The organism is Amycolatopsis sp. CFH S0740, assembly GCF_004522315.1.
In the GTDB taxonomy this organism is placed as follows: domain Bacteria; phylum Actinomycetota; class Actinomycetes; order Mycobacteriales; family Pseudonocardiaceae; genus Amycolatopsis; species Amycolatopsis nivea.
This window is the reverse complement of sequence record NZ_SDLS01000016.1, coordinates 167,847-192,451: the sequence shown is the minus strand read 5'-3', so window position 1 is coordinate 192,451 and position 24,605 is coordinate 167,847. Positions and strand designations below refer to the sequence as shown.

Sequence of the window (24,605 nt, the reverse complement as noted above, 5' to 3'; positions counted from 1 at the left end):
GTTGACTGCCGTGGTGTCGTGCGTCACGATGGGAGCAACAAGAAGCAAGTTGCTCGAAACGGAGGCATGATGCACGTCAAGTTCCTCGGCAAGGACCCCGAATCGCAGGTCGACAACTCGCCGACGCTCTACGCCACCGACCGGACGGACCGCGTCACCTACATCGCACAAGGATGGAAGGTGACGGACCCGCAAGCGCTGGCCTCGATCGGCCCGGTCCCTGACCATGAGACCCTGATCGAGATCCCCGAAGACGTCCTGAAGTTCTATGCTCGTCGCTACGCGTCGGACAAGCCGGAGGAGGAGCACGCTGACTGAGCTGATCAAGCCGGGACCAGAGTTCAGGCAGCTCTTCCACACCTTCGAGCACACAGCTTTCCGCTTGGAGACCTTCGACCAGTACGACGCGACGTACGAGAACGAGTCGCTGCGCAAGTTCCTCGCCGGCGAGCCGGACGACCTGCCTTGGATGCAGAGCTGGCTCGACATGATCCGCGAGGCGAAGGCAAAGGGACGGATCTTCAGCCGTGTGCGCATCGTCTCGATGCCGCTCACGGACTACAGCCGCTTCGGCGTGTGGTGTTCGCAGTTCACCGGCGGGGCGGGCGAGGACATCCGCTACCTGCCGCGCGGCCTTGCCGACCGGTTGCCGAAGCACGACTACTGGTTGTTCGACTCACGCAAGCTGGTTCGGATGCACTTCGACGATGACATGGGATTCTTGGGCGGTGAGGTCGTCGAAGACCCAGAGCAGGTAGTGCACCATAACTACTGGCGCGATGCTGCCTGGCATCACGCCATACGGCGGGACGATTTTGCCAAGCAACAAAGCCTCTGACCCATCGAACGTCCATGAGGCGCGCATGGCGCTCGGCGGTCGGCTCCGTGAGCTGCGCGAACAGGCCGGCCTGACCGGCAGGAAGCTCGCGGAGTCGCTGTCGTGGCACTTCTCGAAGGTCTCCAAGATCGAAAACGGGAAGCAGAAACCCAGCGAGAGCGACATAACGGCCTGGACAAAGGCAACTGGGCACGAGGGCGAAGCACCGGCGCTGCTCGCCTCGCTCCGCACGCTGGAGGTTCAGCACGCCGAGTGGCAGCGAATTCTGCGCGGCGGCATCCGGCCGCGACAGAACTCGCTTGCCGAACTGGATCAAAAGACACAGCTGTTCCGGGTCTTCGAATCCACCGTGATTCCCGGGCTGCTGCAGACCTCCGAGTACGCTCGCGCGCGCTTCGCGGAAAGCATCCGCGTCTTCAAGCTTGCCAACGACATCAACGACGCAGTCGCGGGCCGCATGAAGCGCCAGGACATCTTCTACCGGCCGGACAAGCGCTTCCACTTCGTTCTCACCGAAGCTGCTCTGCGCTTCCGGCTGTCGTCTGTGCCGGTCATGCTCGGCCAGCTGGACCGCCTGGTCTCCATCTCCGCACTCCCCAACGTCAAGCTCGGGATCATCGGCTTCGACACTCAGTACACCGCGGCGCCGTGGCACGGGTTCTGGTTGTACGACGATGAAAAGGTCCTAGTGGAGACATACTCCGCGGCTCTCAATCTCGCCCAGCCCCAGGAGATCGAGCTTTACTCGAACGTCTTCGGCGAGCTGGCCGCCGTCGCAAGCTACGGCCGGGCCGCCCGCGCCGTCATCACGCGCGTCATGGACGACCTGGCAGGGCAGCTGCCCCAGGACTAGCGCTGAGTTGCACTGATAGGCGACGGTCTCGTTTGTTGCGAGCAACAATGAGCAACTTGCTTCCGTTGCGATCGTATCTCCTCCTACTCTCCCTGAGTCCGCCCCGGCCGACCTTGGAGACGAGCGACGTGATCACCCCAGTACCTCTGCTCAGCAAGGACCGGATAGACCAACTCTCCGACCGCGCACGCGAGGTGGTCGAATACCGCAAGAGCGGGCTGAGCCTGAACCACATCCAGGGATGCTCGCTGGGATGCGCCTACTGCATCCGGCATACCTACGGGTTGTGGGACAAGGATCAGCCGGTTGCGCTGATGTCCGATGCGCAAGCAGTGGAAGAATTGGTCCACCACCAGTATTTCCGGCCGCACGTCACGCCGGTCCAGTTGTTCAACCGGGCCACTGAGCCCTTCTTGCCGAGGGTCCGCCCGCACACCTTTGCGGTGCTTGAAGAGCTGGACGAGCGCGAACTGACCAATCACGTGCTGGTCATCACCCGCCACCAGCTCAAGCCCTACGACATCGACCGGTTGAACCAGCTTCGTCACCTCAAAGTGACGCTGCTGTTCACCTATTCAGGGATCGGCGACCCGAAGATCGAACCGTACCCTTCGCACGTCGCAGCCGAGTCGTTGAAGATGATGAGCGCGCCCGCATCGCGGATGTACCGGACGATCCTCTACTGGCGTCCGCTCGTCCCGGGTCTGAACGACACCGATCAGCATCTCGCCGTGGCCCGCGAATTGAGCACGCATGCCGACGCTACGGTGTTCACCGGGCTCTTTTACCGCGACCAGATCGCCGCGTACTACAAGGCCAACCGCCTCCCCGAACCCTACCCGGACACCGCACGACGCAAGATCGTGCCCGAAACGCTGGAACGTCGCGTGCTCGACGCGTTCGCCAGCTCGACTGCCTTGTTCCGCAAGACTTCCTGCGCCGTCTCGTACGTGCACGGCCTGCCCGACTACAACGGTCACTACGGCATCCGGGAGCTCTGCGACATCTGCCCGCTGTCCCAGCTCGAACTATGCGCCGGGGCGCACCGGGTGCCAAGAGCGGAAGACGTACACCGTTGCGCCAGCGTGTTGCCAGAGGCGGGCGGCGTCAACGTCGTAGACATCTCTGACCGGGCCGTCGTCGTGTCCGGTCTGGAAAACGAGCAGCCGCGGTACTTCCTGCAGCACGCGTTGGGATTCCAGGTGCACGACGTGAAGCATCCGCACCGTGCGCACCGGCACGGTCGCGCCGACATCGGATGGACAGGAGTTCCTGCATGACCGACTGGGCTGCGCTCAGCTACGTCGTCGTCGATGTCGAGGGCAACGGACAGCGACCGCCGGACCTGGTCGAGCTTGCAGCGGTACGGATTGAACACGGGCACCTCGGCGATCCCGCCTCGTGGTTGGTGCGGCCGCCCCGGCCGATCACGCCTTTTGCGAAGCAGATCCACGGGATCGCCAACGAGCACGTAGCAGCGGCTCCCGCGTTCGCCGAGGTCAGCGCCGAGGTGCGGAAAGCTCTGGACGCCCCAGCGCTCGTCGCCCACAACGCTCATGTTGACGTCGGTGTGCTGGAACGCGAACTCGGCGATTGGGAATGCCCTGAGGTGTTCGACACGCTCAAGCTCGCGCGACGCCTCCTGCCCGGCCGGCCGAGCTACAAACTCGGCTCGCTCGTCGAGGCATTCGGGCTTGACCACGGGCTGGCCGACATGCAGAAACCGCATCGCGCGGAGTACGACACGATCGTGACCGCTCGGCTCTTCGCTCATCTCGCGAGCAGCCGGTCACTCGAGGAACTCCGGGGCCAGTCGAAACGGGGAGGCGACGATGAACCGTCCCTCTTCTGATCCCCGTCGCGGCCTGCTCGTCAGCGTCGACGGCCCGGGCGGAGCGGGAAAGACGACGATCGTCCGGCATCTGGCACAGCTGCTCCTCGCGGAGGGCCGGCAGGTGCACGTGACGGCGGAGCCGTCGAGCGGTCCGATCGGGAAGCTGGCCGTCGAGCTGACGCCGACTGTTACCGGGCACGCGCTCGCGTGCCTGTACGCGGCTGACCGGTACCACCACGTGGAAACGGAGATCAAGCCGCGCATCCAGGCTGGCCACATCGTGATCTCCGACCGATTCCTGGCATCGGGGCTGGTCGTCCAACGCTTCGATGGCGTCGATCCGGTGTTTTTGTGGCAGCTCAACGAAGAGGTCGAACGACCGGACCTCGCGGTCATCCTCGATGCCGACCCCGACGTAATCGCCGAGCGGTTGGAAGCACGCGGGCCGCACAACCGATTCCAGCGCCAGCAAGGCAGCAGCCTCCTCGAAACCAGGTTCTACCGGCAAGCGCACGAAATGCTGGACGAGGCGGGTTTTCACACTCTGGCCGTGGACTGCTCCAACCGTCCGCCCGAGCGTTCGGCCGCGATCATCCGCGACGAACTGAATGCCCTGATCGAACCCGTTGACGCAGCAAACTGATCGGTGACGGCAATGTCCGGCTTCGACGCAGCAGCCACCCCGGCGGCCTCTTGCGCCTGCTGCACGGCGCGCACGCCTTCCGGGGACATCGGCGGCGGACGGGTGCGGTCGAGCCCGACGGCGTGCCCATTCTGCCCGTAGCAGCACGCCCAGGCACCCTCTCCCGTCCGCCGCCCCCTTTGCCGCGGCGGAGGCGGCTGACCCCGACCGGTCGCCTCCGCCGCGTTCCACCCTGAACGAGAGGTGTCCGGAATGGCCGGACCAGCAACACGACGCCTGTGGACCACGCCCTACACATGCGGGCGCGATGGCCTGCAGCACGAGATCACCGATGAGGCGTTTCGAGCCGCTCGCCAGCGCGGCGTCGCCCTCGTCGCCGTCTGCGGTCGGGAGTTGGAGTGCTCGCTTGCGATCTCGGCACCCGGTGCCCCGTGTGCGGCGTGCGCTCGAATCGTTCAGCAGTCGCGTGAACGGCAGTGCGAGATGCAGCGTGCCGTTCTGGTGCTCATCAAGGACGGGCAGGAAGGGCGGCATCGCCGGCCCCGGTCGATTCGCTGGCCACGCCGCGTTCACGGGCGAAGCCAGCATGCTTGGAGGGCGTCATGACCAACGGCGACAAGCCAACGCAGACCAACCGCGCACGCGAGACTGCCGCGCCGATTCTCGTTCGGGAGCGGGACTGCACCGCGGAAGGCGAAGCGAAGTTCCTGAAAATCCTCGGCAGGGCGCGGGTGTACAACGAGGCGACCACCGATGGCATCCTGGTTCTGGACTTGGCGGAATTGGCACGGTCCAGGCACCTGCTCGCATGTTGGGCTGATCTTCGGTTGCGGGAGCTTCCCTCGTACTCGACGGGCCGACTGCCCGTTAGCCTGCCCGCGCAAGACATGCTCGCCGAACTGTTCGGACGCAACAGGAACCGACTGCTCGCTGAGCTGAAGGCAGCCTGACATGCCCGGGACCAGCCCTCCTGCGGCGTCTTACAAGGTGTGTCTCGGGTTTCTCCCTTTCGTTCTTCGCCGCGAGGCAGTCATGCACAAGGTTTCGCAGAAGCTCCTCCGGATCCTGTGCCGCGGACACACCTGGCTCGGGACCAGCGAATGCGGAGTCATGTGCCTTGCCGACGGGGAGCCTCCCGGCGGCCTCGTTCCGATGTGGTGCATCAAATGTTTCCCGGCGGGCACTGTGCCCGCCTCGCGTAGGAGAGGAGCCAGCAGCCGTGACCGCCTGGCCCCATACCGCGCAGGACGCGGCACGAATTCCCCCAGGACGCGCAGAACCCCCGGGCCAACCGGACGAGATGGAGCTGCCCTCCGTGACGTGCCCGCGCCCTCTGGACGACTGGATTGCCACGGGGATCGCGTGGCCGGTCGGAGATTTCGACCTCCTGCCGGTCACCCGCTAACAGCGAGGGTTGCCTGCGCTGCGCCGAGGCCGGGGGCACCTGGAGATTTCGCGACAGGAACTCTGCCTCCTCCGTCCACAACGAGGAAGGCACCGGCATTCGTTCGTTTGCCCCAGGAATACGGGCGCTCGTACGGCTTCGTGCACCGGTTTTGTCCGAGTCCGGAATCCGCATGCGCAGCCGAGGCGGCGTTGTCCGCCAGCTTCGCCCGGACACACCTATCGGCTGAAGCCCGCACGACGTGATCGGAGACCAGTTATGCGCAACGACGCCATCCACGAGCATGGTCCGCGTGTCGTGGCCTATGCGCTGATCGGCCGTGAAGAAGACCTCCTGTTCATCACCGACGACACCGGCGCGCTCGTCTTGCCGGGCGGCCCGGTCCCCGACGGCGAACCAGTCGAGCACGCACTCCGCCGCACCCTGCGCGACCAGATCGACGGAACGATCGCCGGACTGGAATTCTGCGCCGTGATCGAACACGAAGCTAGCAAAGAGCCGCCCAATTCGTTGTCTGAGCTGGCGTTCTTGTTTGACGTGACGCTCGACGACACCGACCGCATCGCCGCTCGCCGGCCTCATGCGCATCGGTGGGCCGGCGAGACTGATGTCGCATTGCTGCGTCCGGCAATGATCGCCGACGCGCTCAGGTCCGGCGACCTATCCGCAGGCGCTCCCTGGCGGGCGTGGACACCGTGACCGCATCCAGAACCGTCTCCTGCCGTCGCTCACGGGCCGAGGCAGGACAACGGATTGCCCGCACTCAAGCACGCAGGAGGAGCCCAATTGACGTCACCTTCAGCGACAGGGAACCGTCGACGCACCGCCGCGACGGACGTCCTTCCGGACATCGCAAAGCTGACCCAGCTCAGCGACGAGCAACTGGAAGAACTGGTGCTTGCCAACCTCGGCCCGGACGCAGCCGGGCTGTGGGAGTCCCTGATCGCCCCACCGCTGCTCGGCCGTGTCCGGGCGATCTTGGTAGCGACACAGCACAGAATCGACAACGACCTCCGCACACGACGATCGAGACGCAGCGAACGGCGCAGCAAGCTGGGCCTCGACCTGACGTCGCCCTACGAACAGAGATACGACCAGTGGCGTGGCCGCGTCACCGTGTTCAAACGCCTCGTCGAGACCAGGCTGTCCCAGACACGCGCCGCCACGGCCGACGAAAACCACAGAGCAGCCGCTCTGAACCATCGGCACCGCAACGCCGTGCGGATGCTCGCCAAGGCCATCGACTGCCACCGCCGCGCCGTGGGCACCGCCTTCGATCCCGAGCCGGCCGATCGGGCGCTGTGGCAGGTCCTCGACGACGTCACCGTTCCCCTGGGGCCACAAGGAGTTTCGGTGCCAGTCCGCGACATGCTCGACACGTACTGGTCGTTCGACGAGAACCACCCGAGCCCGCCGCTCAACCTGTTCTCGCAACACGCGCAGAAGGACACGGCTATGGACTCCGCTGAGGACGACGGCCCAGACATGACCGAACCCCCAGCGCCCTGGCCGGAAGACCTGGAGGTATTCGCCGAGGCCGTCCGGCCGACGACGAATCCGGTGCGGGCAACCGACGGCAAGGACTAGCACGCTGCCGTCCGGACGGCAGCCGCTGGGCTGCTGTCCGTGCCAGATCCTGCGTGGCCCGCCGGAAAAGGACAGGAGGAGAGAAACCATTGCAGCCACTGGCAAAGACCGCCGGGACACGCCGTCTGCGCGACAGACACGATGTCCCGCGACAGGAAGCACTCGGTCACCGAAGGCCGGCAACGGCCAACGAGAGCCGACGGGACCCGCTGAACGCCTGCCGCTGCGGACTGCGCTCCTTGTCCCAGGAAATCAAGGCGGACGCGGAATCCGACCGCGCCGAACCCAGGACGATCCGGCTCGCCTACCTCGAGATCACCAGTGTCCACGGTCCGAACGGCTGGACGTGCAACACGCACCACAAGGAATTCTGCACCAACAACTTTGACGAACCCGATGCCTCGATCTCGTGCGCGTGCGGCCTCTACGGCCTCGGCGATGCCGCGCAGACAGTCACCGCGGTGTGGTCGCGCACGACCGACAGGGCAACCGGATGGAACACGACGGAACTGACCACCACAAGACACGGACTCACGAAATGCCCGACCAGTACACGCCGGATCAGCTGCTGATGGCCGATCACGGGACCCCAGTTGCGAGGGACCGAACCGCATCGCTGGCATGGCGACGGCTTTACGACGCTCCCGGCTTCGTCCACGAAACCCCCGACCATTGCGGACGAACATGGCGGATGTGGTTCGCCGACGCCGGCACGTCCCGCGACCCGCATCCCCGAGGATGGCGACTAGCCCCGCTCGCCGCGCTCGATCAGATCGCCTTCGTTCCGCACACCGGAGACGGCCGGGAATTCGACGCCGCCGCCGCGCTGATCAACGCGGACGCGCGCGACCGTGCGAGACCACCGCGGCGCGCCGGAGCGCGTCCCTCGACCGAAGCACGAATCCAACTGCTCAACGAAGCCGCACCGACCAGTCTGCACCGGCACCTCCCGGGCCGACAGCACGCCTCAGGCGTCGCGGTGACCCTGCACCTGGACACCGGCGACCTGACCGCGTGCATCGCCGAAGGAGACCTGCCGGACCGGACCGCCTGGTGGGCGATCCCGTGCGTGACCACCGCCGCCGCGAACCGCGCACTGCACGAGATCGCCGGCCTGGCACCACCGCTGCTCGCCGCTGACCCCGCAGAGCCGTACCAGGTCCGCGGCCCGGGCGAGCTGGCCCGCCGCCGGATCCGCGAGCACCTCGCGTCGGCTTTCTCCGACGACGACCTGGTGCTCGGCATGTACGCCGGCGACTGGTTCGAGAAAGACCCCGCATCCTCCGGAATCACCGCCGCAACCCGCAACGACGAGCTGACCGCGTGGGTCGCTGCCTACGAAGAAAACGTCGCTTCCGGACGCTGGCGGAGGTTCTTCCCACAGGGCTTGGACATCGGCGGGTGTCGGCACGTGGTGCTGCGCGGCACCCTACAGTGGGCCCGCACGCACCGGGACCTATTGCGCGAAGGGTCGCGCGCACCGCGACACCAGCCGTCGCGGGATCGCACCGAGGACCGGCTGCCGTGATGCCGACCCGTATCCCTGAGCGGCAGAGCCGTAACGAACAAATGGCGCAGGACTACCGGGACGGCAAAACGATCACGTGGATCGCCGCCGCCTACGGGCTGTCGCTGAGCTGGACCGGCCGGATCCTCCGGCAGCAGGGCATCGCCATGCCTCCTGTGCGACAAGGGGTGAAACGCAAACTCAACGTCGCGCAAGTCGTCCGCGACTATCAGCACGGAGCCACCATCCAGACCGTTGCGGATACCCACCACGCCTCCTACGGCACGATCCGCCGACTGCTCCTGCGCGAAAAAGTCGCCATCCGGCCCCACGGCGGACAAAACGCAATCACCCCGGCGGCACGGTGCCAGCCGCCTCCGCCGGTCGCAGGCGGCGAAACCGGTAAGCCGCACCGCCGCGGGACCGGCCCGCGCAAGTCCGACGTCGACAGCAGCGCAAGAACATGGACATATTCGTGACGAAGAGCCACAACACATCTCAGCCATCGCCGCGGCACCTGTTGCTCGGCGCCGTCCTGCACGCACAACGCAGCACGACCAGGATGACTCTGCGCGAGGTAGGGAACTTGATCCACAAACACCACGCGCAAATCGCGCAGTGGGAACTCGGCGTCCGCAAGCCCGACGCCGAGCACGTGGGAGGAATCCTGTGCGCCCTGCGCATCTGCCCAGACGACCATGCCTACATCTCCAGCCTCGCAAGGACCACCGACCCCAGCGTGGTCATCCTCCAACCGGCACACCACCGCCACCATGCCGAGGCACGAAAACACTTCAACCAACTCGCCAGGTCCTTCGTGGACTACCATCCCACGCTGATACCCGCGTCTGTGTGGACATCCGACTACGCACGCGCCGTCCTGAAAGACCACGGCGCCACCCCCGGAGAGATCGGGGAGTTCGTCAACGCCCAGGCGGCACAGCGACGGCTTCTGCAGACCCCGACCACGCAATCGCGCAGGAAACAAGTCGAGATCTTCATCGGCGAACCCGCCCTGTCCGGCCCCGCCCCGGCACCGGACATCATCCTCGGCCAGCTCCGATTCCTGCGCGCACTGGGAAACGCGAACCCCATGGTCAGGGTGCGCGTCCTTTCACCGGAAATCTGCGCCCGCCCGACGCTGGGGCACCCGTTCACCTGCTACGAGACATCCGCCGGCCCGGTCGCCTACTTCGCGCACCACAGCGCCGGCGTCTTCGCCCCCGACCACGGAGCCTACCGACGACTGACCGCAGACCTGCGCCTGCTCGCACTGTCCACAAACGACTCTCGGCAGGCGATCAACGACCGCATCCAGGAACTCGACACACCCTCCCCGGCGACAGAACCTCCCTGCACGCCCGCGGCGAGCGAGGCCCGCTCATGACACCCCGCTCCGCCGTCGGTGACACGGGCACACCGGATGCTGCTGGCGAACCGGTCGAGACAGCGGGAGCGTTCGTGCGCAGGCACCGGCAGGCGTTAAACCTGAGCATCGACGACCTCGCCGGCCGCTCCGGAATCAGCGCTTCCACCATCGGGATCCTCGAACGGGGTCGCACCCCACTGCGATCGCTGTGGACCACGGCCGCCTTGGCCTATGCCCTGAAAGCCGACCCGTACTCGCTCGTGATCGCCGCAGGCCGCGGTTTCCCGCCAGCTTCGCACTCAGACCGCGGCCGGGAACACCGCCCCACGACCGTGGCCGACATCGCGAGCCCGCGCCGATCCGCGGTCTGCTTCGGCGAAGTGCTCTACCTGTGGCGCACCAAGCACCATCGCACTCTGACCCACGTCGCCCGACTGTCGGACACCGACCGCTTACGGCTGTCACGAATCGAACGCATGACGGCCGCGCCGTCAATCCCCACCGTCGTGAAGATCGCCGACGCCCTGGACCTGCCGCGCACGGAGCTGCTGATCGTGGCCATGTGCGACCAGCTCCGCCGTGACCGGTACGCCCACGAAGGCAAGGCCTACACACCCCACGTGCGCGACCCGTACACCCGATCCGTGTGACGGCGGCACCAAACCCAAGCGCATCGCCGCCGGCCAAGGCACGCCGGGACCCTTGCGGACAACCGGAATCCTGTCCGCAGACTCGGTCTGTCTGGGCGGCCCGCCGACGCGCATTGCAGCACACGCGGATCCCGGGACCAGCGCAGCTGCCCGTCGCGGGCCCTCAACGTCAAGCTCGTCTACATCGCCGAAACCCTCGCCGACCCCACATCGACCTCCTGTCCGAGCACGGCGACTATAGGCTCGCACGACCGAATTCGAAGCATATCGCTCGATTGTGGTGTGCCTGCCACGCCTGCCAGGCTCGCCAGCCGCTCATCGACCTACACGGCCAGGAGGATCGGCCAGCGCCTGACCGGCGGTGGAATAGATCTCCAGGCGCCTTCGAGCCCGGACAGCTGCACTGGTCGCAACGCCGCCGACGAAGCAACAACGCGCACCCAAGTCCCCTCCTCTGCCCCGCTCTTTGCCTCGACCAGCAAGGTCAGCCCCGCCGAGCCGAAGAACGTCACCTCCTGTAAATCGATCACACGCGGTGCCGGACGCTCAGCCAGCGCCGCAGGAACGCTGCCTTGAGCTGCGGCATCGTCACATTGTCAACGTCGCCCGACACGCGCAGCAGCACAGCCCCCTCGATCCTCTCCAAGACAACTGGCATGTCGAACTTCGCCTCCGCCGGCCGGTCGTTGGGGAACGTCATCGGCCACAAAATGGCCTTCCGGGCAGCCATCCGCGACTAGAGCCGTCCTGGCGCGCCTACTGCCAGCGCCAATTGCCGGTGAGGCGGAAGACCGGACTTGCGGCGCGACTCCGGCACCGACCTGCTCGCGCCTCGCCTGAAGCCAGTAAAACTGAGCAAGGCCGTGAATATGACTGACAAGGCCCGTCGGGCGAACGGCGCGCCAACACATTCGCAGAAATGGCCCGCAAGGCGATTTAACTGTGGAAGCAGAACCTGCTCACCCTGATCCCAATGGCCCTCGTTCAGGACGAGTGGGAGCGGTGTGCTTGGCGGAGGACGGCGACAGCTTCGTCGCGCCAGGCTCGTGCGCTCGCCATCGTTTTCGTGAAGGGAGGGCTGATGTGGATGTGGCCTCGGCCGAGGGTGAATGTCGCGGGGACGCCGGCGTCGTTGAGGCGTTGTGCGTATGCTTCGCCGTCGTCGCGCAGTGGGTCGTATTCGGCGGACATGATGTGTGCCGGCGGCAATCCGGAGAGGTCGGGGGCCAGGAGCGGCGAGACGTACGGCGCGTTGATTTCCTCGGGGGACGGCAGGTAGTAGTCGAGCAGCCTCGTGATGTCGGCTGTGGTGAGGCCGTACCCGGTGCCGTTGGACCGGTGGGACGGCAAGCTGCCGGTGAGGTCGACGCACGGCACTTCGAGCAGTTGGAAGGCGATCCGCGGGCCGCCCTCGTCGCGCACCTTCAAGGTCAGTGCCGCGGCGAGGTTGGCGCCTGCGGAGCCGCCGCCGACGGTGATGAGGTCGGGGCGGATTCCGATTTCCTCGGCGTGCTCGGCGGTCCAGAGCAGTGCGGCGTAGCAGTCGTTGAGTTCGGTGGGGTATTTGTGTTCCGGTGCTTTGCGGTAGTCGACGGCGATGACGACGCACCCGGCGCCTGCGGCGCGTTCTTGTCCCAGGATGTCGATGAAGGGGTTCTTGGCGCTGCCGCCGATCCAGCCGCCGCCGTGGAGGTACAGGTGGGCGGGCAGGCGAGTGTCGGCGATGGGCCGGTGGATCACGAGGTCGACGGTTCCGCCGTCGACCGGGATGGTGACCTCGCGGCGTTCCTTGATCGGGGGCCCGGGTTGTGCGAGCTGCTGGGCGAGAGCGGCTGCTTGGGCCGCTTCTTTCGCGCGGAAGGCGGGGAAGTCGATCTGCTCCGGCAGCGGTTCGAGCGAGAGGAGCAGGGATTCAGCGAAGGGATCGAGCGGCATCGTGCCTCCTGGTCTCGAGCAGTGACAGGCGGTCCCGGACCGGGTTGACCGGGGTGAGGGATCCGTTGGCGCAGCGGACGCGGACGGGGTCGGACAGTTCGCCGGCGAACCGGCCCTCGCGGCGCTCGACGAAACCGAGGAGGCACCAGGAGCCGGCTGCGTCCTGCACGAGCCGGGGGGCGTACAGGTTGGGCACCGGCACCGGCCGGGCCAGCGACAGGTCCCACGGGCCGGTGACCGAGGCGCCGGGCACCGTCCACAGCAGCTGGTCGGCGTCGTCGCGTTCGGACAGGTTGCTGCAGAACAACAGCAGCGGCTGGCCGTCGACGACGGCGGCCTGGGGGACCTCGAGGTGGCCGAACCCGGCCGGTTCGGTCAACGGCGGACCGACGTCCCAGTGCAGCAGGTCTGCCGAGCGGGCGTGCCCGACGACGCCGCGGCTGCCCGGCGGGGCGTCCTTGGCGTGCGCGGTGACGAGCATGTGCCAGCCGTCTCCGGCGGGGTCGGGGAAGACCCAGGGGTCGCGCCAGGCCTCGCCGGCCCAGTCGCTCGCGTCGTGGTCCTCGTACCAGGCCGGGTCTGGTTCGACCAGCGGTCTGTTTCCGTGGCGGTGCCAGGTTTCCAGATCGTCGGAGATCGCCAGCCCGATGCGCTGCACGGCACGGTCGCGGGACTGGGTGACGCCGGTGTAGAAGAGGTACCACCGCTGGTCCGGTCCGCGGACGACGTTGCCGGTCCAGGTGGCGAGGTCGTCCCAGGCGGGTCCGTCGGACGGGACGAGTGCGTCGGCGCGCAGGTCCCAGGTGCGCAGGTCGTCGGACACGGCGTGGCCGATCGAGGCGCGCCGGTGGCGGCGCTCGGGATCGAGCAGGGCGCGAGAGGCGCGGAGGAAGAACGCGTGATGGCGTTCGTCGTCGTCGCGCGTGTACCAGCTGTCCCAGATCCACGAATCAGGCAGGCGCAGCATCGCAGTTCTCCTAGATTAATCGATTTAGCACAGGGGTGCGTGAGATCGGCAAGCGGCGGGCGGCGCAGCTCAGCCTGCCGGAGGGGCTACGGAGGAGCGTTCGCGCAGCGGCATCGGCACCCAGCGGATGCCTGGTTCGGGGTTCGCGTCGAGCACGAGCTCGGCCGCGAGCTGGCCCATTGCCTCATGGGGCAGCGCGGCGGTCGTGAGCCCGGGGCGCAACGCTTCGGCGATCGGGTCGTCGTCGAAGGACACGACCGAGAGATCGGCGGGGATGCTCAGCCCGGCTTCGCTGGCCGCGTTGTACGCGCCCACGGCGAGCCGGTCGTTCATGCAGATGACTGCCGTGGGGCGGTTGGGGCGGCGCAGCAGGGCGGTCATGCCGTCGAAGCCGCCGGGAACGTCCCAGTCCTCGGTGTACTCCGATGCGGCGAGCCGGTGGCCGTGATCCGCCAGCGCTTTCCGGATACCCTGCATGCGAAGTTTCGCCGCGAGGGACAGGTGAGCATCGCGTTCGTACGCCTCGTTGCGCCCGAGGACCGCCACGTTCCGGTGTCCCCGATCGAGGACTGCCGAGGTCACGGCGTAGGCCGCTTCCTCTTCGGCGGGCAGGACAGCGGGGAGTCGGCGGTTGCTGGTGGCGTTGAGCAGTACGGTCGGCAGCGTGAGCAGCTGGGGCGGCACGGTGATCCGCCTGCTGGACATCGCCGCGTAGATGACGCCGTCGACCTGCCGGTGCAGCATCGCGTCGATCGCGTCGCGCTCGATGTCGGGATCGCCCTGGGTTTCGGTGATCAGCACGACGTGGTCCCGTTCGCGGGCGGCGTTGAGGGCGCCGCGGATCATCGCGCCCGCGAAGCGCGTGGTGACCACCGTGTCCGAGATCAGCGCGATGGTCGCGGTCTTGTTCAGCCGCAGGCTGCGGGCCGCGGGATTGGGCCGGTAGCCGAGCTCTTTGGCCGCCGCGAGCACGCGCTGCCTCGCGTCCTCGGAGAGCCGGGTGCCCTCGCGTCCGTTGAGCACCCGCGAGGCCGCGGTGGTGGACAGCCCGGCCCGCTCGGCCACGTCCGCCAGCGTCACCCTTCGCTGAGCCATGCACCTCTCCGCCCTTGTCGTGCCCCGAGGTCGTGAATCCCGCACATCCTACGCGGGGTTGACATCCCGGTTCCCGACACGCATCCTTCTGCTAAATCCATTGCGCAAACCGTATCACGGCCCGCTACCGCGGGGCAGCAGCAAAAACGAAGGACTTTCATGGCCGCGAAGAAGTGGTCGATCGCAGTGCATGGCCGCCCGCCGGGAAGGCGGGCCGGGGCGGCTCGCCGCCGTCCGTCCATTGCGGACGGTCGTGTCTTCGTGTCGCGCGGCTCGTCCTTCCTCCGCCGTTGTCCGGTTGCCACCTGCGACCGGCTCGGGCACGACCCGGGGAGCCGGGGCTCAACTGTTTCAGCACCTATCTCGATGTGGAGATGACTGTGTCTGGTCTTCTGTCCCAAGGCGGGCGCCGAGTCCGCCGAACCCGGCTGGCCGCGGTCGCCTTGACCGCCGCCGTGGCACTGGCCACCGCTGCCTGCGGGGGAGGCGGGTCGTCGGCGAGCGGCAGTGCGGCAAGCGGCGAGCTCGTCTTCGGTTCCCCGCTGTCGCCGCCGAGCCTGAACCCGGCCGTCGGCGATCCTGCTTACGACGCCTTCTACCAGTGGGCTTACGACCCGCTCGTGGTGATGCAGCCAGACGGCACGTTCGGCCCCGGGCTGGCGGTCAAGTGGGGCTATGTCGGCGAAGGCAACCGCACCTACGAACTCACGCTGCGGGACGGGGTCAAGTTCAGCGACGGCACTGTGCTCGACGCGCAGGCGCTGAAGACCTTTCTGGACTACGAGCGGACCCAGAAGACCGGCTCCACGGCCCAACTGCTGGCCAATGTCTCCTCGGTCGAGGTGACCGGACCGCGGACGGTGCGGCTCAGCCTGAGCAAGTCCGACCCCAGCCTGACCTTCAACTTCGCGCAGGCGTTCGGGGCCGGGAACATCGCGAGCCCGAAGGCGGTGGCCGCTCCCGCGGCGCTCGACAAGGGCACCGCCGGCGCCGGCCCGTACATGCTGGACGCGGCGCGGACCGTGGCGGGGGACCACTACACGTTCGTGCCGAACCCGAACTATTGGAACAAGGGCCGCCAGCACTGGAAAACGGTGACGATCCGGGTCATTCCCAACCCGTCGTCGATGATCCAGGCGATGCGGGCCGGCCAGGTCCAGGCCGCCTTGGGCGACCCGACGACGTTGCAGGCCGCGAAGGGCGCCGGGCTCACCGTGCTGGCCCCGCCGCAGGCGATGACCGGGCTCAACCTGGCTGACCGGGCGGGAACGCTGGCCAAGCCGCTGAGCGACGTGCGGGTGCGGCAGGCGTTGAACTACGCGGTCGACCGCAAGGCGATCGCCAAGGCCCTCTACGGCGACGAGAACCTCACGATCAGCCAGTACGCCCTGCCCGGCCAGGCCGGCTACGACCCTTCGCTGAACAACACCTACCCCTACGACCCGGACCGGGCCAAGCAGTTGCTCGCCGAAGCCGGGTACGCCAACGGGTTCACGTTGCCGGTCGTGGATTCCACGCTCGTCGGGCTCGACAAGATGGTGCAGGCGGTCGGCGGCCAGTTGGAGAAGGTCGGCGTCAAGCTGCAGGTGACCACGAAGGCGACGGCCAACGACTTCTTCGTCGCGCTGCAGTCGGGACAGTTCCCGGCGACCGCCATTCCGTACGGGCTGGCGAACATGGCCTCGCTGTACGTCGGGTTCGTCAACCCGAAGGGACCGTTCAACCCGTTCCACACGGCCGATCCGAAGCTGGACGCGTTGTATCAGCAGTACTTCGCGGCCAACGCGCAGAAGGGCGCCGCGCTGGAAAAGCAGATCAACGCCTACCTGGTGCAGCAGGCCTGGACGCTGCCGGTGGTGGGTGCGCCGCTGAGCTACTACCTGGCCAAGGGCGTCACCGGTCTCGACGCGACGGCGGCGAATTCCGGCGTCCCGTGGCTGACCGAGCTGCGGCCGGGCGCCTGAGGCGGCCATGATGCTGAAACTCGTCGCACGCCGGCTGGCGTGGTCGGTGCCATTGGCTCTCGTGGCCTCCGTGGTCTCGTTCGTCCTGGTGGCGCTGCTGCCCGGCGATGCCGCCCGCTCGCTGCTGGGCCCGAACGCGACCCCGGAGCAACTGGACGCGGCCCGCCAGCAGCTGGGCCTGGACCAGCCGTTGTGGGTCCAGTACGGGAAATGGCTGTCCGGAGCCGTGCGGGGCGACCTCGGCAGCTCGCTGATCAACCGGCAGCCGGTGGCCGAGCAGCTGAACGACCGGCTCGGCCCGTCGCTGTCGCTGATCATCGGCGCGGTGCTGGTCGCCACGCTGGTGGGCGTCCTGCTCGGCGTGCGGGCCGCCCGCCGGGGCGCGCTGGGGAGGATCGTGCAGACCGGGGCCATCGTCGGGCTCGCGTTGCCGGACTTCTGGCTGGGCCTGATGCTGGTCGTGCTGTTCGCGGTCAAGCTGGCGGTGTTCCCGCCCACCGGCTACGTCCCGCTCGGCGAGAATCCGGCGGGATGGCTGAATTCGCTGGTGCTGCCGGTCGTCACGCTCGCGGTCCCGGCTACCGCGGTGATCGCCAAACAGACCCGGGACGCCGTCGCGAGCGCGCTGGACCAGACGTTCGTGCGGACCTTGCGCGCCGCGGGCGTGACGGAGTTCTCAGTGGTCTACCGGCACGCGCTGAAGAACGCCGCCATCCCCGTGCTGACCGTGATCGGAATGGTGTTCGTCGGCGCGCTCGGCGGAACGGTCGCCGTCGAGTTCATCTTCGCCATCCCCGGACTCGGCGGCACCGCCGTCCAAGCGACCTCCGCGCACGACCTGCCCCTGATCCAGGGCGTCGTCGTGTATTTCACGCTCATCGTCATCGCGGTCAACCTGCTCGTCGACGTGGCCTATGGCTACCTGAACCCGAGGACCCGCCGGTCATGACCACCACCCTCACCATGGACGTCCGCCCTGCCTCCTCCGGAGCGGGCCCGCACTGGCTGCGGCGCGCGCTGCGCCACCAGCCGCTGGGCGTGGCAGCGGTCGGCTACCTGATCCTGCTCGTGCTGGCCGGGCTGCTCGCCCCCGCGCTCGCGCCGTACGACCCGCAGGCGCAGGACCTCACCACTGTCCTCAGCGGACCGTCCGCCGCGCATTGGCTGGGCTCCGACAGCCTCGGCCGGGACGTGCTCAGCCGACTGCTGTACGGGATCGATCCTTCGCTGGTGAACACGGTCACCGCGCTGGTGGTGTTCCTGGCGCTCGGCGTCCCCTTCGGCATCCTCGCCGGTTACCGGGGCGGATGGATCGACGCGACGATCAGCCGGATCGCCGAACTGGCCCTCGGCATCCCCGCGATCATCATCGTGCTGGTCGTGCTCGCCGTGTTCTCCTCCAGCCCCACCGCTGCGATGGTGGCCCTCGGAGTGCTCGGCGCGCCCGGCCTGACTCGCGTCACCCGCGGCGTGACTCTCGTGGTCCGTGAGGAGCTTTTCGTCACCGCCGCCCGCGTGGCCGGCGTGCGGCCGTGGCGGATCATGAGCGGCCACGTGCTGCGCCGCACGCTCGGACCAGTGCTGGTGCAGGCGTCGGTGTTCGCCGGCATCAGCCTCGCCTTCCAGGCCGCACTGGCTTTTCTCGGCGTGACGTCCGGGGGCGACCGCCCGAGCTGGGGCGCGATGATCGGCGACGCCTCGACCGTGATCACCACGAACCCCTGGCTGCTCGTCCCCCCTGGTCTGGCGATCGCGTTCACCGTTCTGGCGTTCGGCGTGCTCGGGGACTCCATTCGCGACCTGACATCCGGAGAACCCGCGACCGTCACCAGGCGGACCGCCAAGCAAGCCCGTGATCCGAAGCCGAAGTTGTCTATTGTGGACGCGACGAGCGATGCCCTGCTGAACGTCCGGGGTCTCAACGTCTCCGCTGGGGCAGGCACCGCGCTGGTCAGCGATGCGACCTTCCAGGTTCGGGCCGGCGAGACGGTCGCGCTCGTCGGCGAGTCCGGATGCGGCAAGACGATGACCGCGCTGGCCGTGCTCGGCCTGCTCCCCGCCGCGGTGCGGGCGGACGGCGGGGAAGTGATCTTCGACAGCACCGACCTCGTGGCCGGCGGGCCGAAGGCGTACCGCGCGGTGCGCGGATCCGGCATCGCCTACATCGCCCAGGACGCGCTGGGCAGCCTCGACCCCACGCACACGATCGGCAGCCACCTCAAGGAAGTCATCGGCTGCCACGACCGGCTCTCCGCGCGGGACACCCGCGCCCGGGCCGTCGAGCTGCTCAACCAGGTCAACCTCACCGACACCGACCGCGTGCTCGCCTCCTACCCGCACGAGATCTCCGGCGGCATGGCGCAGCGGGTCAACATCGCGCTGGCGCTCGCCGGACGGCCCAGGCTGGTGATCGCCGACGAGCCGACCACCGCGCTGGACGTGACCGTGCAGGCGGAGATCCTGCGCCTGCTGCGCGAACTCCAGGAAGACACCGGCATGGCGATCCTGCTGATCACCCACGACTGGGGCGTGGTGGCCGACATCGCCGACCGCGCCGTCGTCATGTACGCCGGCGAGGTCGTCGAACAGTCCGATGTGGACACGCTGTTCCGAGCACCCCGGTTCCCTTACAGCGCGGCGCTTTTGGCGGCCGACCCGAACAGCGCGCCGGAGGGCGCGCGCCTGCCCACGCTGCCCGGTCGGGTCCCGCCGCCGGGCTCGTGGCCGTCCGGCTGCCGGTTCGCGGCACGGTGCGCCCACGTCCGCGACGTGTGCACCGCCGGAGAAGTTCCCCTGATCCCCGTCGGCGCTCACGCGGCCACCCGATGCGTCCGGGTCGACGACCTCGTCCAGGAAGGAGCGTTGCCCCAGTGACCGAGATTCCTGTCCTGGATGTCCGCAACGTCCATGTGGAATTCCGGCGGCGCCGCCGGGCCCCGGTGTTCCGGGCGCTCGACGACGTCAGCCTGGTCATCCCGCGCGGCAAGACCGTCGGGCTTGTCGGCGAGTCCGGCTCCGGAAAGTCCACTTTGGCCAAGGCCGTGCTCGGCCTGGTGCCGGTCCAGTCGGGGAGCGTGCACCTGCTCGGCCGGGAAATCACCCATATCGGGACCGCGGAGCGACGCAAGCTCGGACGGGTCCTGCAGGCAGTGTTCCAGGACCCGAACAGCTCGCTGAACCCGTCCTACACCGTCGCGCGGAGCCTCGCCGAACCCTTGCGCGCCCAGGGAACCCGCTCTCGCGCCGAACTCGCCAAGCGCTCCGCCGCCATGCTCGAGGACGTCGGCCTCGACCCCGCCGCGGCGGCCCGGTATCCCCGCGACTTCTCCGGCGGGCAACGGCAGCGCATCTCCATCGCCCGCGCCCTGATGACCGCGCCTCAGCTGGTCATCGCCGACGAGTCCGTCAGCGCGCTGGACCTCTCCGTCCAAGCCCAGATCCTCAACCTGCTCGCCGATCTGCAGGACCAGCACGGGCTCAGCTACCTGTTCATCTCCCACGACATCTCCGTCGTCAAGCACATCTGCCACGACGTCACCGTGCTCTACCGCGGCCAGGTCATGGAATCCGGACCCACCGGACCCGTGACGGACCAGCCGGCCCACCCGTACACCCGGGCGCTCCTGCTCGCCGCCCCGGTCGCCGACCCCGTCGCGCAACGCCGGCGGCGCGCCACGCAGGGTGCTCTGTCGAGCACCACCGGGACTGCGGCCTCGAACGGTTGCCCGTTCGCCGCGCGGTGTCCTTTCGCGACAGACCAGTGCCGGCAGGTGCGACCCGAGCCGCGCCCCCTCGCCGACGGGCGGGTCGTCGCCTGCCACCGCTACCCCGACTGGCAGCACGAGGCTGCCGCCAGCACTCCAGCCACGTCCCTGGTCACCTCTCACTGAACGGAGAACACCCTTGAGCCGCCACTTTGACGGTTTGGTTTCCGCCGGTTTCGAACCGGTCGCCGACGCGTTCGGCGCCAATTTCGACCGGCGCGGAGACACCGCCGCCTCCTGCGTCGTCTACGCCGACGGCAAACCCGTCGTCGACCTGTCAGCCGGAGAGACCGACCGCGGACGCTGGACTCCGGACACCCGCAGCGTCGTCTTCTCCGTCAGCAAGGGCGTCACCACCGTCTGCGTGCTGATGGCCGTCGAGCGGGGCCTGATCGAACTCGACGCCGCCGTGGCCAAGTACTGGCCCGAGTTCGCCGACAACGGCAAGGAAACCACGACCGTCCGGCAACTGCTGGCCCACCAAGCGGGTCTCGTCGCCCCCGAGGCGGACTTGACCGCCGACGACCTGCGTGCCTGGCACCCCGTCGTCGACCGGCTTGCCCGCCAGGCCCCTGCTTGGATACCCGGCACCACCTTCGCGTATCACGCGATCACCTTTGGCTGGCTCGCCGGCGAGGTGCTCCGCCGCGCCAGCGGACAGCGGCCGAGCGAATGGCTGCGCGACCACGTGGCCGGGCCCCTGAACCTGGCGATGACCTACGGCGCCGATCTGGCGGACCCGGACTTCTGCCCGATGCTTGAACCCCTGCCGAACACCGAGCCCGCCGAGGCTATCGACGAACTGCTCGCACAGCCGATGGCCGTCCGCGCGATGAGCCTCGGCGGGCTGTTCGACCCGGCCAACATGACCGAGTCGGCCAACGGACCGGACTACCTCACGCCCGAGATCCCCGGAGCCAACCTCGTTGCCAACGCCCGCAGCCTCGCCCGGCTGTACGCCGCGACCGTCGGCGAGGTCGACGGCATCCGCCTGCTGGCACCCGACACCGTGAGCGATGCCGCCGCCGTGCGCTCGAAGGGAAAACCCTTCATCGGCCCCGCCGAGGGCAACCGCTGGGGCACGGGCTTCATGCTTGCCTCGACCCGCCGGGGCATGGCCGGTCCGGGCAGTTTCGGCCACGACGGCCTCGGCGGCCAGCTCGCCTTCGCCCACCCCGAAACCCGGATTGCCTTCGCCTACCAGACCGCCCGGCCCGGCGGCGTACCCGATGACCGCGCCGAAGCCCTGTGCCGCGCCCTGCGCACTTGCCTCTGATTCGACAGGTCGACAGCTCGGATACCCCATCGCCACGAGACAGGAGTAACGCAATGGCGCGTTCCCGTCCCCACTTTTGGATGTCGACGCGAAACTTTCTGCTGGCCGCCTGCTTGATCTTCGGGGTGGTCGCCACCGCATCGCCGGCGTCGGCCACCGGCGCTCTGCCGCCCGTGCAGGGAACGGCGGCGACCGCCGGGGCGACAATCGTCGGGGAGCAGTGGCTCACCCAGCGCACCCTGCAGCTGACGGTCGCGACCGATGCGTTCACCGCGCCGGTGCCGGTGGAGGTGAAGTTCCCGACCGGCTACGACGCGAGCGCGACGCGACACTGGCCGGTCACCTACTACCTGGCCGGCACCACGCACGACCAGACCACCTTCCGCACCGCCTACTACGGCGAGGGCTTGACCGCCTCGTATCCGTCCATTGTGGTCTCCCCGCGCGGAGACAGCGGATACTGGAGCGACTGGTTCAACAACAGCACCGGCGGACCTCCCGAATACGAGACCTTCGTGACCCAGCAGCTGGTGCCGCTGATCGACGCGAACTTCCGCACCATTCCCGACCGCGCGCATCGAATGGTGATGGGCGAGTCGATGGGCGGCTACGGAACCGCCATGTTCGGCGCCCGCCACCCCGACGAGTTCGCCGCCGTCGCGAGCCTTTCCGGCGCCAGCGACAGCAACTGGCCCGCTGGGGCGACGGTGCTGTCGGCCAGCCCGACGCTGCAGGGAGCTCCACCTGACTCGATCTACGGTCCGCTCTCGACCGAGGCGGTGCGCTGGCATGGCCACAACCCCACCGATCTGGCCGAGAACCTGGCCGGCGTCGATGTGCAAATCTTCACCGGCAACGGCGTGCTCGGCACCGCGGAAGGCGAAACGGCGACCGATGGCGGCGGGTGCAGCCTCGAGTCCGGCATCATCCGGCCGGAAAGCGTCAGCCTGCACAACACGCTGCTCGCCCTCGGCATCCCACACGGCTGGCACGACCTGCCCTGGGGCTGCCACAGCCCCACCCTATTCGAGTACGAGATCGCCCAAGCGATCCAGCGCTTCGACACCGTGCTCGCCGACCCGCCGGCACCGCCAGCCACATTCGACTACCGCTCCATCGAGCCAGCTTTCTCCGTATGGGGCTGGTCGGTCAACGCCGATCCGAACCGGGCGCTGGAGTTTCTGGACCTGCACGACGTGAGCGCGAGCGGCCTGACCGTCACCGGAAGCGGCACCACGAGCATCACCACCCCACCGTTGTTCAACGGCAAGGACACGGTGACCGTCACCATCGACGGAACCGCGGCCACTGTGCGACCGGACAAAGCCGGTCGCATCAGGTTCGCCGTCAACCTCGGACCTGCCGACCAGCAACAGCAGTACAACGCCGGCAACGTCACCGATTTCCGCACCTCCGTCGTGACGTTCAGCTGACGCCATCCGCCGCACGGCACTCATGGGAAGGCAGATCCGATCATGAACTCCCTCCATCGAATGGCGTGGAAAGCGATGGCCGTCGGCCTGGCGTTGCTGCTGGCAGTGGTCGCCACCCCCGCGAGCGCGGCCGGGGATGCCAGTCCGACCGAGACCAACGTGACGAACGGCTTGGGCGCCGGCGAACCGGAGACGGCGCTCGATGCCGTGCACCACACCATGGTGACCGCGTTCACCACGACGAACTCGGTCTGCGGAATCGCCCTGTCCGCCGACGGTGGCCAGTCCTGGCAGGTCAGCACGGCCTTTCCCGCTGATCCCGGGCCGACACTGGGAATTCCGTACCACAACTGCTCCGACCCCGTGGCGGCCTCGGGACCAGACGGCACCCTCTACGTCGGTGGCGGATGGTGGGACCAGCCTGCCGGCGCGATCGACTACTACAACATCTACGTGGCGCGCTCGACCGACGGCGGGCGCACGTGGAGCAAAGCAGTGTTCGCCACCGGCGACAGCGACGCGGCGGACATCCTCGCCCTGGGCCGTAACTCCGGGCATTCCGATCGAGCGTTCATGACCGTCGACAGCACCTCCGGCACGGTGTACGTCAGCGCTGTCGACTTCCCGCGCAATCAGCGGTGGGTCGTCGCCTCGCACGACCACGGCGCCAGCTTCGGCAAGCCTCACGCGATCGACTCGGCGGACTACCCGGAGGCGGGCGGCCAGCCGATGGGCGACTACATCCCGTCGGCCGCAGGCGACCGGCTCGGATTCACCTACGTAGCCGCAGCTGTCCCGGGCGTCAACAACTGCCCATGCAACATCTTCGAGACCAGCGGCGACGACGGTGCCACCTGGACGCGGCACTTCACACCGCTGGCCGCGAACTGGGTCGCAGCCGACCCGTCACGCCCGGATCACTTCGCCATCATGAGCGGTTCGGGAACGACCGCCGCCACGTCGACACCCGACTACGTGACGGTCAGCGTGACCCTCGACGGTGGCCAGACCTGGTCCACGCCAACCCTCATCGGACAGGCCCCGCCGAACCCGCGCAGCCAGCCCTGGATGAACTTCTCGGCCCGAGGTGTGCTCGGCGTGGGCTACAAGACGGTGTACGGGACGAGCGTCAACACCGCCCCCTACGACTTCTGGTCGGCTGTCTCCTGCGACGGTGGATTCACCTTCAGCGTTCCGGTGCGGATGAGCCACGACGTATCCTCCGCAGAAGACCTCGGCGGCGACGACTTCTCTTTTGTCGCCCTGGACGCGAAGAACCTTTACGCCGGATGGGGCGACATGCGCACAACTCCCGCCGATCCCACACCCGGGGATCGCTCGGTATACCTCGGCACTGTCCCGCTCAACGCCTACACCACAGCCGACGGCAGCCCACTGATCTGTTCCACGCAGCATTGAACTGGTGGCCTGTCGTCCGTCGAACACGCAGTGGCGGGTGCGCGCATCGCCGTGAGCTGGATCGGC

Annotated in this window: 25 protein-coding genes; 21 read left to right on the top strand and 4 right to left on the bottom strand. The window is 67.9% G+C overall.

Translation table 11 applies throughout. The annotated features are described in order from the left end of the window. The first annotated feature begins 66 nt into the window (after positions 1-66). The 14 genes from EIZ45_RS26175 (at position 67) to EIZ45_RS26110 (ending at position 10,686) form a co-directional block, all read left to right on the top strand. Positions 67-318, top strand: a complete 252-nt coding sequence (locus tag EIZ45_RS26175) for a hypothetical protein (RefSeq protein ID WP_240690585.1) — start codon at positions 67-69, stop codon at positions 316-318. Positions 319-382: 64 nt separating this feature from the next. Then, positions 383-838 (top strand): DUF6879 family protein, encoded by a 456-nt coding sequence (locus EIZ45_RS26170; protein ID WP_235146981.1) that lies wholly within the window; start codon positions 383-385, stop codon positions 836-838. Continuing rightward, entirely contained in the window at positions 780-1,691 is a 912-nt protein-coding gene (locus tag EIZ45_RS26165) for a helix-turn-helix transcriptional regulator (protein WP_051172796.1), read from the top strand. The genes EIZ45_RS26170 and EIZ45_RS26165 overlap by 59 nt, the downstream gene beginning before the upstream one ends. A gap of 128 nt (positions 1,692-1,819) precedes the next feature. Next, complete coding sequence (locus EIZ45_RS26160; protein WP_063697754.1) at positions 1,820-2,971, top strand: hypothetical protein; 1,152 nt, start codon at positions 1,820-1,822, stop codon at positions 2,969-2,971. Further along, positions 2,968-3,543: a PolC-type DNA polymerase III gene (locus EIZ45_RS26155; RefSeq protein WP_037817339.1), complete on the top strand. Its 576-nt coding sequence runs from the start codon at positions 2,968-2,970 to the stop codon at positions 3,541-3,543. Before EIZ45_RS26160 ends, EIZ45_RS26155 begins: the two co-directional genes overlap by 4 nt. Further along, positions 3,524-4,168, top strand: a complete 645-nt coding sequence (gene tmk, locus EIZ45_RS26150) for a dTMP kinase (protein ID WP_037817337.1) — start codon at positions 3,524-3,526, stop codon at positions 4,166-4,168. Before EIZ45_RS26155 ends, tmk begins: the two co-directional genes overlap by 20 nt. Before the next feature lie 602 nt (positions 4,169-4,770). Continuing rightward, the gene (locus EIZ45_RS26145; RefSeq protein WP_037817335.1) at positions 4,771-5,118 is read left to right on the top strand and encodes a hypothetical protein; all 348 of its coding nucleotides are present in this window, start codon (positions 4,771-4,773) and stop codon (positions 5,116-5,118) included. 713 nt (positions 5,119-5,831) lie between these two features. Then, positions 5,832-6,272, top strand: coding sequence for a hypothetical protein (locus EIZ45_RS26140; RefSeq protein WP_037817333.1), 441 nt, complete (start codon positions 5,832-5,834; stop codon positions 6,270-6,272). 54 nt (positions 6,273-6,326) lie between these two features. Then, entirely contained in the window at positions 6,327-7,160 is an 834-nt protein-coding gene (locus EIZ45_RS26135) for a hypothetical protein (RefSeq protein ID WP_134662602.1), read from the top strand. Positions 7,161-7,399: 239 nt separating this feature from the next. Then, complete coding sequence (locus EIZ45_RS26130; RefSeq protein ID WP_037817329.1) at positions 7,400-7,732, top strand: hypothetical protein; 333 nt, start codon at positions 7,400-7,402, stop codon at positions 7,730-7,732. Then, complete coding sequence (locus EIZ45_RS26125; protein WP_134662603.1) at positions 7,699-8,688, top strand: hypothetical protein; 990 nt, start codon at positions 7,699-7,701, stop codon at positions 8,686-8,688. Before EIZ45_RS26130 ends, EIZ45_RS26125 begins: the two co-directional genes overlap by 34 nt. Further along, positions 8,685-9,146, top strand: a complete 462-nt coding sequence (locus EIZ45_RS26120; protein WP_205671779.1) for a hypothetical protein — start codon at positions 8,685-8,687, stop codon at positions 9,144-9,146. The genes EIZ45_RS26125 and EIZ45_RS26120 overlap by 4 nt, the downstream gene beginning before the upstream one ends. Beyond that, entirely contained in the window at positions 9,143-10,054 is a 912-nt protein-coding gene (locus EIZ45_RS26115) for a Scr1 family TA system antitoxin-like transcriptional regulator (RefSeq protein WP_037817326.1), read from the top strand. Before EIZ45_RS26120 ends, EIZ45_RS26115 begins: the two co-directional genes overlap by 4 nt. Positions 10,055-10,128: 74 nt before the next feature. Next, positions 10,129-10,686: a helix-turn-helix transcriptional regulator gene (locus EIZ45_RS26110; RefSeq protein ID WP_037817324.1), complete on the top strand. Its 558-nt coding sequence runs from the start codon at positions 10,129-10,131 to the stop codon at positions 10,684-10,686. A gap of 526 nt (positions 10,687-11,212) precedes the next feature. Here EIZ45_RS26110 and EIZ45_RS46935 read toward each other — a convergent pair. From EIZ45_RS46935 to EIZ45_RS26090, 4 genes are all read right to left on the bottom strand, one after another. Further along, positions 11,213-11,386, bottom strand: coding sequence for a hypothetical protein (locus EIZ45_RS46935; protein WP_199817961.1), 174 nt, complete (start codon positions 11,384-11,386; stop codon positions 11,213-11,215). Positions 11,387-11,670: 284 nt separating this feature from the next. Then, positions 11,671-12,621 (bottom strand): alpha/beta hydrolase, encoded by a 951-nt coding sequence (locus tag EIZ45_RS26100; RefSeq protein WP_037817323.1) that lies wholly within the window; start codon positions 12,619-12,621, stop codon positions 11,671-11,673. After that, positions 12,599-13,588 (bottom strand): glycosyl hydrolase family 32, encoded by a 990-nt coding sequence (locus EIZ45_RS26095; RefSeq protein ID WP_078870641.1) that lies wholly within the window; start codon positions 13,586-13,588, stop codon positions 12,599-12,601. The genes EIZ45_RS26100 and EIZ45_RS26095 overlap by 23 nt, the downstream gene beginning before the upstream one ends. Before the next feature lie 69 nt (positions 13,589-13,657). Then, positions 13,658-14,683: a LacI family DNA-binding transcriptional regulator gene (locus tag EIZ45_RS26090; RefSeq protein WP_037817322.1), complete on the bottom strand. Its 1,026-nt coding sequence runs from the start codon at positions 14,681-14,683 to the stop codon at positions 13,658-13,660. A 380-nt stretch (positions 14,684-15,063) separates the two neighbouring features. Here EIZ45_RS26090 and EIZ45_RS26085 point away from each other — a divergent pair, with 380 nt between their 5' ends. Genes EIZ45_RS26085 through EIZ45_RS26055 form a run of 7 tightly spaced genes read left to right on the top strand, consistent with a single transcriptional unit; the run spans position 15,064 to position 24,539 of the window. After that, entirely contained in the window at positions 15,064-16,647 is a 1,584-nt protein-coding gene (locus EIZ45_RS26085; RefSeq protein ID WP_158242529.1) for an ABC transporter substrate-binding protein, read from the top strand. A gap of 10 nt (positions 16,648-16,657) precedes the next feature. Further along, positions 16,658-17,596: an ABC transporter permease gene (locus EIZ45_RS26080; RefSeq protein WP_037817424.1), complete on the top strand. Its 939-nt coding sequence runs from the start codon at positions 16,658-16,660 to the stop codon at positions 17,594-17,596. Then, positions 17,593-19,521, top strand: coding sequence for a dipeptide/oligopeptide/nickel ABC transporter permease/ATP-binding protein (locus EIZ45_RS26075; protein WP_051171843.1), 1,929 nt, complete (start codon positions 17,593-17,595; stop codon positions 19,519-19,521). Before EIZ45_RS26080 ends, EIZ45_RS26075 begins: the two co-directional genes overlap by 4 nt. Further along, positions 19,518-20,537 (top strand): oligopeptide/dipeptide ABC transporter ATP-binding protein, encoded by a 1,020-nt coding sequence (locus tag EIZ45_RS26070; RefSeq protein ID WP_037817320.1) that lies wholly within the window; start codon positions 19,518-19,520, stop codon positions 20,535-20,537. Before EIZ45_RS26075 ends, EIZ45_RS26070 begins: the two co-directional genes overlap by 4 nt. Positions 20,538-20,550: 13 nt before the next feature. Next, positions 20,551-21,687, top strand: coding sequence for a serine hydrolase (locus EIZ45_RS26065; RefSeq protein WP_037817319.1), 1,137 nt, complete (start codon positions 20,551-20,553; stop codon positions 21,685-21,687). Beyond that, a complete protein-coding gene (locus tag EIZ45_RS26060; protein WP_134662605.1) occupies positions 21,660-23,120 on the top strand; it encodes an alpha/beta hydrolase family protein in 1,461 nt (486 codons plus the stop codon). Before EIZ45_RS26065 ends, EIZ45_RS26060 begins: the two co-directional genes overlap by 28 nt. Before the next feature lie 60 nt (positions 23,121-23,180). Next, on the top strand, positions 23,181-24,539 hold the full coding sequence (locus tag EIZ45_RS26055; protein WP_043829515.1) for a sialidase family protein: 1,359 nt from the start codon (positions 23,181-23,183) through the stop codon (positions 24,537-24,539). Positions 24,540-24,605 lie beyond the last annotated feature (66 nt).